Below are 15,830 nucleotides of genomic sequence, written 5' to 3' on the forward strand. Positions count from 1 at the left end.
GACCATGACCAACCGCAGGATCGGGGCTGTAATCGTCGCAGCCGGGCGCGGTGAGCGCGCTGGGCAATCCGTTGAGGGGCCGAAGCAGTACCGGAAAATTGGCGGCGAGCCGGTGATCTTGCGCACCTTGCGCTGCTTCCTGGAGCATCCGCTGATCTCGTCGATTTCGGTGGCGATTCATCCGGAAGATCGAGAATTGTTTCATCGGGCTGTTGGCGATCTTGCAGGTCATGTTCAGGTTGTTTCAGGTGGGGCATCGCGCCAGGCATCGACCAGGCTCGCGCTCCTTGCGCTGCGTGGGCACGATCTTGAGGGCGTATTGATCCATGACGGAGTGCGTCCGTTCGTGAGCGCAGATCTAATCACGCGGGTGTGTGAGAATCTTTCGGTCGGAGCGCTTCCGGCCATTCCAGTCTCCGACACAATCAAGCGGGCAGACCTGAGCAAAACGGTGACTGCTACTGTTCCACGTGCCGATCTCTTTTCGGCGCAGACACCGCAAGGTTTCCCCTTCAAGAGAATACTCGCAGCGCACGTGCAGGCTTTCCAGGATGGGCTGGATGAATTTACCGATGATGCGGCTCTGGCAGAATGGGCGGGTATTCCGGTGAAACTCGTCGAAGGCTCCCCGGACAACGTCAAACTTACATGGGCAAAGGACATTGAGATGGCGAACGCACGACTGACAGACTTCCACTTCCCGGACGTGCGTACGGGCAATGGTTATGACGTTCACACTTTCGGCGAAGGCGACCATGTCATGCTCTGCGGCGTCGCTATTCCATTCGGGAAAGCACTGACAGGTCATTCGGATGCAGATGTTGGCCTTCATGCGCTGACTGATGCGCTGCTGGCCACGTGTGGGGCTGGAGACATTGGCACCCATTTCCCCCCGTCCGATATGAAATGGAAAGGGGCTGCGTCTCGCATCTTCGTTGAAGAGGCTGTTCGCATCGTCAGGGCGCGCGGGGGCCGCATCGCAAACGCCGATATCACACTCATCGCCGAAGCACCGAAAATCGGACCGAACCGCGAAGCGATGACGAAGGAACTGGCGGACATGCTGGGGATTTCAGGGGAGCGGGTGTCCGTCAAGGCGACGACCAACGAACGTATGGGCTTCGTGGGTCGCGAAGAAGGCATCGCTGCAATAGCAACCGCAACCGTGGTGTACCCAGGAGAGATACCTGAATGAGTGAGATCGCCGAACGCACTCGCTTGCTCCTCGATATCTGTAAGGAGCGCGGGATCCTTGTCGCAACCGCAGAGTCTTGCACCGGCGGGATGATCGTCTCGCTGATGACTGACCTACCGGGCTCCTCGTCGATGGTAGATCGAGGCTTCGTTACCTATTCGAACGAGGCGAAGATGGAGATGCTGGGAGTCGCTGGCGAGACTTTGGAACTTCACGGGGCCGTGTCGGAGGCAACGGCGCTGGAGATGGCCGTTGGTGCCCTTTCCCGATCACGAGCGGGTCTGGCGCTCTCGGTGACAGGCATCGCAGGTCCAGACGGAGGAAGCGAAGAGAAGCCTGTAGGGTTGGTATGGTTCGGCTTGGCGCTAAACGGACAAGGTCCGAAGACTGAGCGCAGAATTTTCGAGAACGGTGGACGCGATTACGTCCGACATCAAGCTGCGTACCACGCGATCGAAATGGCGCTTGAAGCGCTAAATGAAGGGTAGCTGGTTCCAGAGCAGGAGTACGTGATGCGCCTCTGCTCTGGAAGGTAATAGGCTAGATTAGTCCAGATCGACGTCGAGGATCGCCATCGAGAAATTGTAGGATAGATCGCCGTCGTCATCGTCCTTGAAGACGATCCCGAGGAATTCGTCGCCAAGATACACTTCGCAAGAATCGTTCTTCCGCGGGCGGGCTTTCACCTGAAGCTGCGGGTTCTGGAACGTGCGCTTGAAATAGGCATCAAGCTTCCTGATTTCGTCGGGCTTCAAAACCTGTACTCCGATGACTGTGGCCTTAAGCGGCGCTTCTGCCACGCTGAGCACAGGCATGTAAAGCCCGTGAGCGGCCTTTCAAGTGAAGGCTGGGGATAGTCCTCTCAGCTTCTGTTGATGAGCTGATCCATCGCCCGCGCCGGCTCGGCGCAGCCTGTTTCCCCGATTATGCGCGCCGGGACGCCCGCGACGGTTTTGTTGTTGGGGATCGAGTTGAGGAGCACGGACCCTGCCGCGATCTTGGAGCAATGGCCGACTTCGATGTTTCCGAGTATCTTCGCTCCGGCGCCGATCAGGACACCGTGGCGGATTTTCGGGTGGCGATCACCTCCCGCCTTGCCGGTGCCGCCCAGGGTAACATTGTGCAGGATCGAAACGTCATCATCGATCACCGCGGTCTCGCCAACAACGATACCCGTCGCATGGTCAACAAAGATGCCCTTGCCGATCCGGGCTGCGGGATGAATGTCAGTCTGGAAGACCGCTGACGAGCGGCTTTGCAGGTAAAGCGCGAAATCCTTGCGTCCCTCATTCCACAGCCAGTGAGCAAGCCTGTGGGTCTGGATAGCGTGGAAGCCCTTGAAGTAGAGCATCGGCATCATGAAGCGATCGCAAGCGGGATCGCGATCATAGTACGCTTGGATATCGACGCGTACTGCAGTGCCCCAGTCGGGATTAGAGCCGACCATCTCCTCGTAGGTCTGACGAATGAGGTCAGACGGAAGATCAGAATGATCGAGCCGCTCGGAGACACGATGGATGACCGAGGACTCCAGACTGCTCTGGTTGAGTACAGTTGAGTAGAGAAAACCCGACAAAATCGGGTCGCGCTCCACCGCCGCAAACGCTTCTGCCCTAATCGTATCCCAGATCGGATCTATCGGCTTCACGGTCTGTGATCGAACTGCTCGGCTGCTCATTGTGGCTTCCTCATCGAACGCCTATTGAGGTCAGAGGGCGAACCATATTCCTTTTGGAGTGTCAACTAAACCCAATTCTTCTGATCGTGCGTTTCAAGAAACCATCATCAACACGAGGTCCTATCAGTGAAAACAGGTTTCTTGAGCGTAACGCAGGACGGTCATGTCGTTACAGTCACAATCCGGCGACCAGAACGCAAGAATGCGATGTCTCAGGAGATGTGGCGTGAGCTTGCTCGGATATACGCTAAACTATCGAGTGATGGGGCTGCTCGTGTGGTGATCCTGGAGGGAGCCGGTGGTGATTTCTGCTCCGGGGCCGATATCAGCGAATTCGATCAGGTGCGCGCCGATGCAACGAGCGCGCGGTCATATGAACGCGACAATTCGCGTGCGTTTGCGGCTATCCGGACATGTCCTGTGCCGACGATAGCGTCTATCAAAGGCGTTTGTTTTGGAGGCGGTTTTGGTCTGGCCGCAGCCTGCGGCCTCCGTATTGCCGATCCTACAGCCGTCTTCAGTGTGCCGGCGGCACGTTTGGGCCTCGCCTACCCGGTTGATGCCATGGCTGACATCGTGAATGCAGTCGGGCCGCAACTGGCGAAGTATCTCGTCTACAGCGCTGATCGCCTCAACGCTGATCAGGCTCTTGCAGCGGGATTCTTGATGAAGGTGGTTCCGGTCGAACATGACGACCATGTGCGGCATCTAGCTTCCGAGATTGCTGCGAACGCGCCTCTGACCCTGCGTGCAACAAAGGCATCGGTAAACGCGACGCTGACACAGCGGGCACGCGAACTTGAAGAAGCGGAAGCGCTGGGCGATGCGACATTCGAAAGTGCCGACTATGCAGAAGGGCGAGATGCCTTCATGGAGCGCCGCCTACCGATATTCCACGGCTGCTGACCGTCAGGCGAACGCTTCCTCTTTGAGGAAATCCATGACCGAGTCGCAGAAGATATCGTTCTTGTCGCCGGCGATCATGTGCCCTGCTCCGCCGATATCCACGTAGCGCGCACATGGTGCCAATGTAACAAACTCCCTTGCATGCTCCTCGTGAACCAACTCGGACTGCATGCCCCGCACCAGAAGCGTTGGCACTTTCAGAAATGGCAGCCGGGCGGTCACCTCTTCCATGATTTCTTCGGAGCCGGCGCCGATGTTTCGGTCTCCGTTTATAAACACCGGGTCCCAGTGCCAGCGGTATCTGCCATCTTGATGAAGGCGTAGATTTTTGCGTAGTCCGCCAAGGCTTCCCGGACGCTCACGATGGGGAAGGTAGGCAGCGATCGCGTCTGCTGCTTCATCAAGCGAAACGAACCCACTATCCAGGCGCTGGCCCATAAACCCCTGAACCTTGCTGACACCTTCAGGGTCCATGCGAGGGGTTACGTCCACCAGCACGAGTGAGCGTATCAGCGGCCCGCTCGAGGTTTCAGCAATCAGCGCCGAGAGGCCGCCTAGCGATGCACCAATGACCGATGGCGCCTCGCCGCACATTTCTGCCACGTGTCGGAACATTGTCGTGGCGTCTGTGCCGAATGCCCGGAACGTGTAATCGCCACTCGGCACCCACTCGCTGTCGCCATGGCCGCGCAAATCAACTGTGATCGCACGCATCCCGCTTTGCGCAATCTGCCGGGCAGTTTTCTCCCACGAATGGCGCGTCTGCCCACCACCATGAAGCAATATGACAGGGTGGCCAGCGCTGCCCCAAAGATCCGCACAAAGCTTGTTCTTTTCCGAACCCGTGAGATTCAGCGCTGTGGACTTCATGCGATCGGATGTTCCTGAAGGAACTCCAGAACCCTTGCCTTGAAGGTGCGGTCACCGACGGCGAGCATATGATCTCTGCCCTCAATATCAAATGCAGTGCCGTGAGGAAGAAGAGCCGCGAGCCTTTCCCCGGAACCGGCAATGTCGTCCTTGGTGCCCACGCCGACCAGCACAGGTGCCAGAATGCTCGCCATCTGCGCATCCGATACAAGTTCGCGCGAGGTCGCGATGCAAGCGGCAAGAGCTTGTCGGTCGCTTCTCGTCTGATCGGCGAAGGTGCGGAACATCTTTCCGCGTGGGTGGGTGATGGTCTCTGGATCCGGTGCGACCAATGCTTCGGCAATCGGGTCCCAATCGCCGACACCATCGACCATCCCGTAGCCAAGCCCGCCAAGTACGAGCGTGGCGACCTTTTCCGGGTGAGCCAATGCAAGGAACGCCGAAATACGCGCGCCCATCGAATAGCCGAAGATATGCGCCTTCTCGATTCCAAGGTGGTCGAGGAGAGCAGCGGCATCGTCCGCCATTTCTGCCGGCGTATATGCGGCGGGATTGTAGCTCTTGGTCGAGCGCCCGTGCCCTCGATTGTCCAGGGCGATGGCGCGATAGCCCGCCTCTGTCAGTGTCTTCACCCAGCCAGGCGCAACCCAATTCACCAGATGGCTCGACGCGAATCCGTGGATGAGGAGGACAGGCTCGCCTGATCCGTCCGAAACTGGCTGCTGATCGACAAAGGCGATCTCGAAGCCGTCATTGTTGAAAATCTGCATTTGTGATTTCTAACTCGCCACAAAAGGCGCGGTGGCTGACTAGCCTGCGACCTGATCTATACGAGGATGGCGCAAACGGACGCCCTCGGTGATCCCCGTCTTTTCGGCGGTTCCGGCTTTCAGTTCAAGAACAAATCGCGTCGGCTGGCCTGGAGTAATCGAGGCTGTCGAAAATGGCTCGCCGGGCAGGACCGCGAGGACGTTTCCGTCCTCACCGATGAAGACTAGGTCCAGCGCCATTGGCGTGTTTTTCATCCAGAAGGAAACCGGGCGTGTTGCCTCGAACACAAACAGCATCCCGCGGTCGTCCGGCATCTCGGTCCGGAACATCAGTCCTGCAGCACGCTCGTGGTCCTCGTCGGCAACTTCAATCGAGAAGCTTCGCTGACCATTTGCGGTCTCGGCAACCAGCATGGTTTCATCGACCGGCAATATCATCGGAGCTTCAGCACCCGCTGATATCTGTGCTGAAGCTGGCGCTACAGCCTGAAAAATACTGAGAAGCGCGAACAGGATCCCAACGGAAAGTGAACGATGCATGATAACTCCCTGCCGGTGGAGTTTAATGGGCAACCGGCAAGGTCCCGATATCGGGATGAATTTCGGCAGCCATAAGGCCCTTATCACCATTGCCGTACCGAACGAGGACGACCTGACCCGGTCGTAGCTCCGTTAGACCATAACGGCGCAAGGTTTCCATATGGATGAAGATGTCTTCGGTCCCCTCGCCGCGGGTCAGGAAGCCAAACCCCTTGGTCCGGTTGAACCACTTCACTAAAGCGCGCTCAAGTCCGCTCTCAGCCACAACCGAGACGTGCGTTCGTTGCAGGGGCTGTTCTGCGGGATGGACAGCGCTCGAATTATCCATGGAGATGACTCTGAACGCCTGGAAGCCTCTCTCTCCCCGCCGTATCAGGCAGACGATACGTGCGCCCTCCAGGGCGGTTTGGAAGCCGTCCTTGCGGAGGCACGTTACGTGCAGGAGGACATCCCCGAAGTCACCCTCGTCAGGGACAATGAAACCGTATCCTTTGGCGACGTCGAACCACTTGATGGCACCGGACACCTCGGTCAGATCGACCTCGTTGGTGTCATCCAGAGCATCCGTACCGGTCGCGTACCGCCCCTCAAAAGAGGCTTTATCCCCCATACCGACGTACCTCTCGTTCGATCGGCTACTGATTCTTAACCGAAGGATAACACCGGTGGTTGTCGCCATAGCAATAGGCGTGAAACAATTTTCAACATATCGTAGACGAATACACAGAAGCAAAGCCCGCGATTTCGTTTAGAAACCGCGGCTTCCGAGCGTGTATTGAATCATGGAAAAGCTCGATCGTCGGTTAGCGACGGGACCGTTTCGCGTCGTCAATCAGCATGTTGGCGATCTGCATCCGCAATGCGGCGCGCTCGCGGAACTCCTCCGGCACCCGATCCGGGTGATAGCGTTTGGCAAATACCCGGCGCGCACGGTCGAGTTCATCTAGTCGGCGGGCCTTATCGATACCTAGCTCGCGTGATATCGACTGCGGATCTAGGAAGAACAAATCTTCAAGCGCAGGTTGCAGATGTGGCGCAGCGTCATCCGCGCCTGTAGACGCACGTGGAGCTCTCGTATCCGCTTCGTATTCCTTGATTGCTCGTTCCGGAAACAGAGCAATATTTTCCGCCTGCAACCGTTCGATCTGCTCAAGCATGTCAACTCGCAGCGAAGGTGCGCAGATCTTTTCTCGTCCCTCATTGGACTCTGCTGCTTCCGAGGCAGCAATAAGGTCGTCCAGGAGTGATGTGAAATCGAGCTTGACGTCGGCGGCCACAGGGGCCTCCCTTAGATTTGTTGTTTCGAGAGGCTAACGCCCAGATGTTTAAAAGGTTCTGAATTCATTCCGCCCTTGCGTAAGGCAAGTCAACGGAACGGTCTGACGACTGAATTTCTTGATTAACAAACAGTTTGCATCCGTTTACTACCGTTAAACAGATCCCATCCAGTTAAGCGTGTCTCTCCAATCGACCATTCTGATGGGCGTGCCGTGGCTTCCGGTTTCAAACCGAACAAAGCGGACGGGATATGCGGGATCCTTTGAACGGATGCTCCGGAAGAATGCTTCCTGAGTTTCGATAGGAAAAACCCGATCGGCACTTCCGTGTCCGAAATAAATGGGAACTCGTGAGCGGAACGCTGCGCTGTTCAGGAAAGATCGGTCCCAATGCGAGCCAAGAAGGATGAGGCCGCCGAGCCTCGGAGCGAGTTTTTTGTCTTGTGCCAATGCCCAGCAAATTCGCCCGCCCATTGAGCCGCAGGCGACGAATACCGGAGCACGCGGTGACAGCTCCCTGAACTTGTGAATGAGATATTTGACCTGGCTGACGCCTGCCGCTTCGAAATTCGAGAAGTCGACAGTGAGGTAGAGCCCATCATTGCGGGCAGCCAGATTTTTCAGACGGTTGAAATTTCCGCCGAAAGTATGGTCGTTCATGCCCTGAGTGCGGTTGCCCCCTTGTCCGTGCACATAGACAACGATGAAGCGTGCTCGTTCACGCGTTCCAACGGCAATGTGCGGGAGGCGACCAGCTTCGGTTTCAAGGCTGAGATCGCGTTGGTATTTCCTCGGATATAGGTCAACGTAGCGTGGCTTTACCTGCTTCTCGGGTATTGCATCTCGCTGGCGTATATCGCGCTCGGCACGGTAATCGACCGATAAATATGCGCCCTGATGCGCAGATGCGAGCAAACTCGGATAGGCGAATAGCTCATCCTTATAAGGAGCCACGAGAGGCGATTTTGACGCTCCCACCAGGATAGTGAGCGCGAGGCACATCAGACATGTCCTCGCCGCGGCCATCATCCCTGGAGTATCCCGCCAGCGTGGGCCAGCGCTTCTGGAGTGTCGACATCGAGGCTCGCCGTATTCCCGAGTTCAACATCAATTACGGGGATGTCGCTGGATTCAACGAGATGGCGGGCTCCCGTATCTCCCTCCAGCCTCGCTACCGCTTCGAAGAGGTAGCGCGGCAGGATGACCGGATTGCCGCGCTTGCCAGAATGGGTTGCGCGAACGACAGACCTGCCGCCTGCATCTATGAACTTTCTGATCAACAGGTCGAGATCAACGGTCTCGACCTGCGGCATGTCTGCAAGCACGATGATCGCACCGGCAATGTCCGGTGGCAGGTTTGCGATACCTACCTTCAGGGACGACGCCAGCCCCGTCATATAGTTGGCGTTGCTGACAATCCTGACGGCCTGATCCTCGATAGTATCGATAATGCGTTCCGCCTCGTGACCGACCACGGCGATGCAGGTCTTTGCTTTCGACGCAAGAACCCGCTCGATGACCTTGCGGACGAGGGGAACTCCGTCAAAGTGGGCGAGCAGCTTGTTCGGCCCGCCCATACGTTCGCCCCTGCCCGCAGCAAGCACCACCGCGCCGACGTCAATTTTTGCTGCCGGTTTAGGGTCGCGGGGTTGAGGCCGAGATTCGATTTCCATCAGCAGTCCCCCTACCCCCAATCCCGCAATTTCGCTGTCTCCCACAGGAAGGTTGGCGAGAAGCCTGTTCAGTACCCAGTCGAAACCGTTGAGCTTGGGGCTTCTGGCACATCCGGGAGCACCAATGACGGGTTTATCCCTGATCTCCCCAAGCACGAGGAGGTTGCCCGGATCGACAGGCATTCCCACCCGCTCGACCCGCCCGACCTGCCGTATCGCAGCCGGAATGACATCGTCAGCGTCCGCTACCGCCGACGCGCCGAAAATCAGGACGATGTCATGGTGCTCAGCAAGTCTCGCGGCTGCAGAAGCGACTTCGTCAGCGTGATGCGGCACCCGCACCTCATCCCCGATGATGCTGCCGGACCGTGCAAGGCGCTCTGCGGTTCGGAGAACGGTCTTGTCGAGCACGCTCTTCTTGATCGTTGGCAATTGCGTCTGGATCAATCCAACCTTGCGCTGGTGGAACGGGTGCAGGCTGATCAATCGCGCCGCCATTGCTTGCGCACGCGCTTCTTCGACAAGCCGTGCCGGTACAGCAAATGGGATGATCTTAACGGTCGCGACCATCTGCCCCGGCTCTACGGCGGCATAGTCAGGAAGGGTGGCAAGCGTAATGGCTGGATCAACGCGGTTGAGTGCATTGATGTGGACGCTCGAGACCGTCACGACCCCGCCAACGACCGCGTGGAGGTTGACGCGTCCGGTTGAAGCTGCTCGCCCTTCAATTTCCGGCGTTGCCAAGGCAGATGCGATCCGTTCTGCCGCGGCGTTTTCGTCAAGATCGTCCGGACCGGGTTTGGCTACAACGATTTTGGCGACGCCGTTTGTCTCCAATTCGGCGATGTCGGCGTCTGAGATCACCCGGCCCTTACGCCATGATTTCCCACCCACCGAAATGCTGTGGGCCAGGATTGCTCCTTCGGCGGCCTGAACAGGAAGCGAACCGAACTTCATCTCGTTCACCCCGGCTCTGCAGGCAGGCCGCGCGTCCTGAGCGCCCTGACAATGTCCGCGATTATGGCGACCGCGATTTCAGCGGGGGATGAAGCGCCGATATCCAGACCGATCGGGGCAGAAATCCGCGCGATCTGTTCTTCGCTGGCTCCAGATTCAAGGAGGCGCTTTACTCTTGATGCGTGGGTCTTCCGGCTTCCAAGCGCACCGACGTAGAAGCATCCGGTGTCCAAAGCCGCTTTGATCGGGAGATCATCGATCTTTGGATCATGCGTGACCGCTGCCACCGCGGTGAAGGGATCCAGCGGGGCATCAGCCAGATACTGTTCCGGCCATTCCGCATGCAGCGACAAATTAGGGAAACGATCAGCGGTAGCGAAGGCTGTTCGTGGATCAACAATCTCGACGTCAAATCCTGCGATCTGAGCAATCAGAGCTAGTGCCTGGCTGATATGAACCGCACCGATCACGACGAGGCGTGGCGGCGGCAGGTGAACGTTCAAGAAGAGGGACTGACCGTCCGCCTCGACTAGCACCGATTTACCGGTCCGGAATGCCGAAGCGACCGCCTCATGCAAGCCTGTTGGGGCGGCATCCCCTTCGCGGATGAGTTGACACCGTCCTTCCGCTAGATGGGTGATCACAGCAACTGGACGCCGGGCGCGGCGCTCTGCGTTGACCGCCTTTAGGATTGATGTGTCCACGTCAGCTCAACCGTTCAACGTAAACACGGATCCTTCCGCCGCAGGACAGACCAACCCGCCATGCAGTTTCGTCCGCAACGCCGAATTCAAGGATGCGCGGCTGGTTTTCAGCGATGACGTCCTGGGCCTCAGTGATAACCGCGCCCTCGACACATCCTCCGGAGACAGATCCGAGGAAATTTCCGTCGGAATCGATTACGAGCTGGCTTCCGACCGGTCGCGGCGCCGATCCCCATGTTTCGATCACCGTGGCAAGCGCAACCTTGCGGCCCTCACCAAGCCAAACCTCTGCTGCTGTCAGCGCGTCGGGCGCCTCATCAATCGTCGTGTGCATTGCTTCCTCCCTGAGCAATATGACGCGGGTCAGCTGTCCCTGCCAAGCCCTTTCCAATGGCGGGGCGCCGCCTGGCGTGACTTTGCCGCCGATAGAGACGTCACGAGGTCGCTCAGCGAGTTTAGAGAGTGTACGGGACGGAACTCGTCCACGTGCGGCAACATTGCGCGCACTCCTTTGGCGCGGGGTTCGAAGCCATCGAAACGCAGCAACGGATTCAGCCAGATCAGCCGCCTGCAGGACTTGGCGAGGCGTTCCGTTTCAGTGCCGAGTAGCGCCGCATCGTCCCGCTCCAGTCCGTCAGTGATGAGAAGAACTACCGCACCTTGGCCGAGCACACGCCGGGACCAGCGCAGATTGAATTCTCGGAGCGTCTCGCCGATGCGTGTGCCACCCGACCAATCCTTAACTGCCGCAGCGCACTCGGCCAGTGCCTCGTCAGGGTCCCGATGTCGCATCTGGCGTGTGAGGTTCGTCAATCGCGTGCCGAATACGAACGTATGAACACGTCCGCGATGCAGCGCTAGCGCATGGAGAAAATGCAGAAATGTCCGGCTGTACTGGCTCATCGAGCCCGAAATGTCCGCCAGAACCACTAGGGGCGGATGCACGCGTCTCGTTGACCTGAATTTGGGCAGGATCAGCGCGCCGCCGGTCCGCATCGACGATCTGATCGTCGCTCGCGGGTCTGTCCGGTTGCCGCGAGCATCAGTCTTCCACCGTCTGGTGGGTACAAGATCGTGGGGTAGAATTAGCGTCGAAATTGCCTTGCGCGCTTCGGCCAGTTCCGCCGCACTCATCTGCGCGAAGTCCTTTTCGCGCAGGACTTCGTTAGCGGACGTTGTGAAACGCGCATCCACCTCGATTTCAGGCATTTCCTGGGGTGGCTGCTTTTGTCGATGCCCCTCAAACAGGGCGTCGGCAACACGTGTTTCAGCCGCGCGGTTCTTTCGAGTTTCTTGCCGAGGGGGCGCGACCGGCGAGAACATCGCGATCATCTTTTCGATCAATTCCCGGGATTTCCAGAACAGCTGAAACGCTTCATGAAACGTGGCCTGATCCTCACGGCGCTTCACCAGCACAGCATGAAGAGTCCAATAAAAATCCTCGCGCGAACCGATGCCGGTGACCAGAATCGCATCCAATGCGTCTTTTACCGAAGCTGGACCAACCCGCATGCCGGCTTTGCGCAATGTGCGCGCAAAAAAAACGATATTGTCGGCTATCCGCCCGGTCGCATCGGCATCTGGTGCGGAAGAGCGAGGCATGTCACTCAGCCGCGGCAAGCTCAGCCTTCACCTCATCGAGGATCCGGCGGCCTTCGCCCTCGCCGATGCGCGCAATGTCATCCTGATATTTCAGGAGGACGCCGATCGTGTCTGATACTGTTTCAGGATCGAGGGCGACTTTGTCGAGTTCAGTCAGCGCACCGGCCCAGTCGATCGTCTCGGCGACACCCGGCGACTTAAAAAGGTCGATTTGGCGCAGTTTCTGGACATAGTGGACGACCTCAGCGGATAGCCGCGAGTTTGCTTGCGGGACCTTGCGCCTCACGATTTCCAGCTCGCGCTCGGCGTCTGGATAATCAACCCAGTGATAGAGACACCGGCGCTTGAGAGCGTCGTGGATCTCGCGGGTACGATTCGTCGTGATGATGACCAGCGGTGGCTCAGCCGCCTTGATTGTTCCCAGTTCGGGAACGGTCACCTGCCAGTCAGACAGGATTTCCAGCAAAAACGCCTCAAACGCTTCGTCTGTTCGGTCTAGTTCGTCGATCAGGAGTACTGGTGCCGCGCCGGGCTCTCCAGTGAGCGCATCAAGGATTGGGCGACGAATAAGATATTTTTCCGAGAAGACGTTGCGTTCCATCGAAGCCCGGTCCGTCTCTCCGGTGGCCTCGTCCATCCGGATTTCGATCATCTGGGCGGCGTAATTCCACTCATAGACGGCAGTGGAGACATCGAGGCCCTCGTAACACTGAAGCCGGATCAGCCGCCGGTTCAACGAGTTGGCAAGTACCTTTGCAAGCTCGGTTTTTCCGACGCCTGCCTCACCTTCAAGGAAAAGCGGGCGCTGCATGCGCAAGCTGAGGAACAGGACAGTAGCCAGAGCCCGATCCGCTACATAATCCGCTCCAGCCAGCAGCTCCATCGTCTCGTCAATTGATGCCGGAGCGGAGCGCGACTGGGAGCTGACCATGTAAAACCTTACCTCTAGAACGATTTGTATTCGCGATTGTGGTAGATAAGTGGTTGGAGGCTATCGCCAATTTTGATCCCTGTCACCTTCCCGAACAGGATACGGTGAGTGGCAAAATCCTTGGCCTCCACGATGTGGCAATCGAAGCTCGCCTCTGTGCCAAGCAGGACTGGCGCCCCGGTCGAAATGGTCTCCCATTCGCCCAGCGCGAACCGTCCATCCTGCGACAGACCAGTCAAACCGGAGAACGCGTCGGCAACGGGCTGCTGCGCCAGGCTCAGCGTATTAATTGCAAAGACGCCGTTCTTCGCAAACAGATCATTATCCGGCTTCATACGGTTGAGACATACCAATACGGTTGGCGGATCATCAGACACGGAACAAGCTGCGATCGCAGTCGTGCCACGCCTGCCGAATGAACCGTCGGTCGTTACAACATGCACGGCACCAGCGAAGCGGCTCATCGCCTCACGATACAGGCGTGGTTCAACAGCATTTTTAAGAAGCACGATCAGCGATCCGGTTTTCTGAGATTCGTCTCGATATAGTGGTTGTGCTTGCTACCACCAAGCGCCGATCGTCTAATTGGTTGCGAAGCAAATCGCCAGCCTTTACCAAGCCTGCCAAGAGTGGAGACCGGATCAGGTGTCGCGTACAGTCACTTTTATGGCAGCAATTGTTGCGCTGGTTGTCTCGAGCCAAGCGGCGGTCGGGGAGACACGCGTAGGTTTGATGGCTCCCCTCACGGGCCCATTTGCCTTGCTCGGCCAACAAATGGAGGCCGGTGCAGAAGCCGCCGCGAAACAAACAGATGTCACACTGATCACGGCGGATGATCGATGTGAAGCAAACGGCGGCGCTTCTGCCGCACGTAGGCTTCTTGATGAGGGAGTCACGATCGTCGTCGGTGGTCTGTGTTCCGAGGCGATGGAAGCGGCACTGCCAGTCCTGACCGAAGCTGGCGTTCCAATGATCAGCGCCGGCGTGCGCGCAGACAGGTTCACTGACAAGAGATCGAAGGAAGGCTGGCTTTTCTGGCGTGTGGCTCCTCGCGACGATGCTGAACGTACCGCCGTATCGCAGCTTCTGGTTCCACTGTGGCGCAACGACCTGTTCGCCATCGTGGATGATGGGACGATCTACGGACGCGAAATAGCCGAAACATTTCGCCTAGCAGCCGAGGTGAACGGACTGAAGCCGGTATTTGTGGACACGTTCAGGCCCCAATCGGAAAATCAGGTCGCGCTGGTCAGCAGGCTGGTGCGATCTGGAGCCCGCAAGGTTTTCGTTGGCGGTGATCGCGACGATATCGCCATCATCGCCCGCGATGCAGCGGCCGCCGGCAGTGAATTGGTCATCGCCGGCGGGGAATTGTTGCGCGCGGCCTCAACCAACCAACTTCAGGCTGGAGTGCTGATGGTTGCGGTGCCCGAGGCTCCGGAAATTGGCGAGGGATACGCAGTCTCCGCCTTCGCGGCAGTCGAGATCGCTGCGGCGGCGTCTAAGCATAGTTCGCAACGCAGTGGTGATCTGACGGAGACACTGGAGAACGGAACATTCGAGACGGCTCTGGGGCTCGTGAAGTTCGATGACAAGGGCGACCTCAGCATCAACCCGTATCGACTTCATCGTTTCGATGGGGAAAAGTTCGTGCTCGTAGAGGAAGATCAATGAAATCGCACGCCGGGCCCCGGAACCTGATCACGGACGTTGCGGGTCTGAAAGTCGGCAATGCTCAAGACGATCAACTCAAGAGTGGCGTTACCGTCCTGATCCCTGACAAGCCGGCAGTAGCCGCTGTTCAAGTGCTTGGAGGAGCGCCAGGCACCCGAGAAACGGATGCGATGGCACCGCACAACACCGTCCAAGAGTTTCATGGGCTGGTCCTTTCTGGTGGTTCGGCGTTTGGCCTGGATGCCGCGTCGGGCGCACAGGCAGCGATGCGCGAGCAAGGGATTGGGATCGAGGTCGCTGGCCATCGCGTTCCAGTTGTCCCCGCTGCTATCCTGTTTGATCTGGCGAATGGCGGAAACAAGGATTGGGGGCTCTATCCGCCCTATCGCGAGATGGGCTACCAGGCAGCAAGATCTGTAGGTCTTGATTTTGGGTTGGGTTCTGTCGGGGCGGGAACCGGCGCGTTGACGGCAGGCCTCAAAGGCGGGCTAGGCTCGGCATCGACCGTCCTCCCGAACGGCGTGACAGTAGGTGCGCTCGTCGCCGCCAATCCGCTAGGTTCTGTAACGATGGGTGATACGCACCATTTCTGGGCGTCCCCGTTTGAGCTTGAGGACGAGTTTGGCGGCCATGGGCTGCCATCGCCAGTCCCGGCCGATGCTGCTCAGATACGGTATAAGTACCACGCGTTGAACGCCGCCACGACGATTGGCGTGATTGCCACAGATGCTGTTCTGACCAAGGCAGAGACCAAGCGGCTGGCCGTTGCGGCACACGACGGATTCGTACGCTCTATCTGGCCGGCCCATACTCCCGGGGACGGGGACCTCGTTTTTGGCATGGCAACCGGAGCGAAGGAAATTGTGCCAGATTTCCCGATGATGATGGACCTTGCCGCGGTCGCTGCCTCAACGATGGCCCGAGCAATCGCACGCGCTGTTTACTTTGCCACGCCCGCTAAAGATGATGTCTTCCCGACATGGTCTCAACGATTTGGCTGACGCTTGTTGTCGCCAGCTCATCTGTGAACCCTGTCGCTGACCTGAAGGAGGC

General features: G+C 58.1%; 19 protein-coding genes. 5 read left to right on the forward strand and 14 right to left on the reverse strand.

Annotation, left to right across the window (positions count from 1 at the left end; genetic code table 11):
• Positions 1–4 precede the first annotated feature (4 nt).
• The gene (locus tag IOD40_RS02135; RefSeq protein WP_198473791.1) at positions 5–1,195 is read left to right on the forward strand and encodes a bifunctional 2-C-methyl-D-erythritol 4-phosphate cytidylyltransferase/2-C-methyl-D-erythritol 2,4-cyclodiphosphate synthase; all 1,191 of its coding nucleotides are present in this window, start codon (positions 5–7) and stop codon (positions 1,193–1,195) included.
• Positions 1,192–1,683 (forward strand): CinA family protein, encoded by a 492-nt coding sequence (locus tag IOD40_RS02140; protein ID WP_198473793.1) that lies wholly within the window; start codon positions 1,192–1,194, stop codon positions 1,681–1,683. Before IOD40_RS02135 ends, IOD40_RS02140 begins: the two co-directional genes overlap by 4 nt.
• Before the next feature lie 57 nt (positions 1,684–1,740).
• Here the strand turns inward: IOD40_RS02140 and IOD40_RS02145 are convergent, their stop codons facing one another.
• On the reverse strand, positions 1,741–1,950 hold the full coding sequence (locus tag IOD40_RS02145) for a DUF3126 family protein (RefSeq protein WP_198474243.1): 210 nt from the start codon (positions 1,948–1,950) through the stop codon (positions 1,741–1,743).
• A gap of 107 nt (positions 1,951–2,057) precedes the next feature.
• Positions 2,058–2,873: a serine O-acetyltransferase gene (cysE, locus tag IOD40_RS02150; protein WP_198473795.1), complete on the reverse strand. Its 816-nt coding sequence runs from the start codon at positions 2,871–2,873 to the stop codon at positions 2,058–2,060.
• 126 nt (positions 2,874–2,999) lie between these two features.
• Between cysE and IOD40_RS02155 the strand changes: the two genes are divergently transcribed.
• Positions 3,000–3,779 carry an enoyl-CoA hydratase-related protein gene (locus IOD40_RS02155; RefSeq protein WP_198473797.1) on the forward strand — a complete coding sequence of 260 codons (780 nt, stop codon included), beginning with the start codon at positions 3,000–3,002 and terminating at the stop codon, positions 3,777–3,779.
• 3 nt (positions 3,780–3,782) lie between these two features.
• On the opposite strand, the gene IOD40_RS02160 is transcribed toward IOD40_RS02155, so the two are convergent.
• The 12 genes from IOD40_RS02160 to IOD40_RS02215 all read right to left on the reverse strand — a co-directional run bounded on the left by IOD40_RS02160 (position 3,783) and on the right by IOD40_RS02215 (position 13,612).
• The gene (locus IOD40_RS02160) at positions 3,783–4,649 is read right to left on the reverse strand and encodes an alpha/beta fold hydrolase (protein ID WP_198473799.1); all 867 of its coding nucleotides are present in this window, start codon (positions 4,647–4,649) and stop codon (positions 3,783–3,785) included.
• Positions 4,646–5,419, reverse strand: coding sequence for an alpha/beta fold hydrolase (locus IOD40_RS02165; RefSeq protein ID WP_198473801.1), 774 nt, complete (start codon positions 5,417–5,419; stop codon positions 4,646–4,648). The genes IOD40_RS02160 and IOD40_RS02165 overlap by 4 nt, the downstream gene beginning before the upstream one ends.
• A 39-nt stretch (positions 5,420–5,458) precedes the next feature.
• Complete coding sequence (locus IOD40_RS02170; protein ID WP_198473803.1) at positions 5,459–5,959, reverse strand: DUF192 domain-containing protein; 501 nt, start codon at positions 5,957–5,959, stop codon at positions 5,459–5,461.
• Positions 5,960–5,981: 22 nt separating this feature from the next.
• Positions 5,982–6,569: a cold-shock protein gene (locus tag IOD40_RS02175; RefSeq protein WP_198473805.1), complete on the reverse strand. Its 588-nt coding sequence runs from the start codon at positions 6,567–6,569 to the stop codon at positions 5,982–5,984.
• 193 nt (positions 6,570–6,762) lie between these two features.
• Positions 6,763–7,236 carry a hypothetical protein gene (locus IOD40_RS02180; protein WP_198473807.1) on the reverse strand — a complete coding sequence of 158 codons (474 nt, stop codon included), beginning with the start codon at positions 7,234–7,236 and terminating at the stop codon, positions 6,763–6,765.
• 153 nt (positions 7,237–7,389) lie between these two features.
• Positions 7,390–8,238, reverse strand: a complete 849-nt coding sequence (locus IOD40_RS02185; protein WP_198473809.1) for an alpha/beta hydrolase — start codon at positions 8,236–8,238, stop codon at positions 7,390–7,392.
• Positions 8,239–8,261: 23 nt separating this feature from the next.
• Complete coding sequence (locus IOD40_RS02190; RefSeq protein WP_198473811.1) at positions 8,262–9,866, reverse strand: NTP transferase domain-containing protein; 1,605 nt, start codon at positions 9,864–9,866, stop codon at positions 8,262–8,264.
• A 5-nt stretch (positions 9,867–9,871) separates the two neighbouring features.
• Positions 9,872–10,570, reverse strand: a complete 699-nt coding sequence (locus IOD40_RS02195) for an XdhC family protein (RefSeq protein WP_198473813.1) — start codon at positions 10,568–10,570, stop codon at positions 9,872–9,874.
• 1 nt (position 10,571) lies between these two features.
• Positions 10,572–10,904: an XdhC family protein gene (locus IOD40_RS02200; protein WP_198473815.1), complete on the reverse strand. Its 333-nt coding sequence runs from the start codon at positions 10,902–10,904 to the stop codon at positions 10,572–10,574.
• Positions 10,905–10,933: 29 nt separating this feature from the next.
• Positions 10,934–12,172, reverse strand: a complete 1,239-nt coding sequence (locus tag IOD40_RS02205) for a vWA domain-containing protein (protein ID WP_198473817.1) — start codon at positions 12,170–12,172, stop codon at positions 10,934–10,936.
• Between the two features lies 1 nt (position 12,173).
• Positions 12,174–13,103 (reverse strand): AAA family ATPase, encoded by a 930-nt coding sequence (locus tag IOD40_RS02210; protein ID WP_198473819.1) that lies wholly within the window; start codon positions 13,101–13,103, stop codon positions 12,174–12,176.
• A gap of 14 nt (positions 13,104–13,117) precedes the next feature.
• Positions 13,118–13,612 carry a flavin reductase gene (locus IOD40_RS02215; RefSeq protein ID WP_198473821.1) on the reverse strand — a complete coding sequence of 165 codons (495 nt, stop codon included), beginning with the start codon at positions 13,610–13,612 and terminating at the stop codon, positions 13,118–13,120.
• A 157-nt stretch (positions 13,613–13,769) separates the two neighbouring features.
• Between IOD40_RS02215 and IOD40_RS02220 the strand changes: the two genes are divergently transcribed.
• Together IOD40_RS02220 and IOD40_RS02225 are read left to right on the forward strand one after the other, a co-directional pair.
• A complete protein-coding gene (locus IOD40_RS02220; protein ID WP_198474245.1) occupies positions 13,770–14,777 on the forward strand; it encodes a branched-chain amino acid ABC transporter substrate-binding protein in 1,008 nt (335 codons plus the stop codon).
• A complete protein-coding gene (locus tag IOD40_RS02225; RefSeq protein WP_198473823.1) occupies positions 14,774–15,778 on the forward strand; it encodes a P1 family peptidase in 1,005 nt (334 codons plus the stop codon). The genes IOD40_RS02220 and IOD40_RS02225 overlap by 4 nt, the downstream gene beginning before the upstream one ends.
• The last annotated feature ends 52 nt before the right edge of the window (positions 15,779–15,830 follow it).

Source organism: Aquamicrobium zhengzhouense (assembly GCF_016124105.1).
Classification (GTDB): domain Bacteria; phylum Pseudomonadota; class Alphaproteobacteria; order Rhizobiales; family Rhizobiaceae; genus Aerobium; species Aerobium zhengzhouense.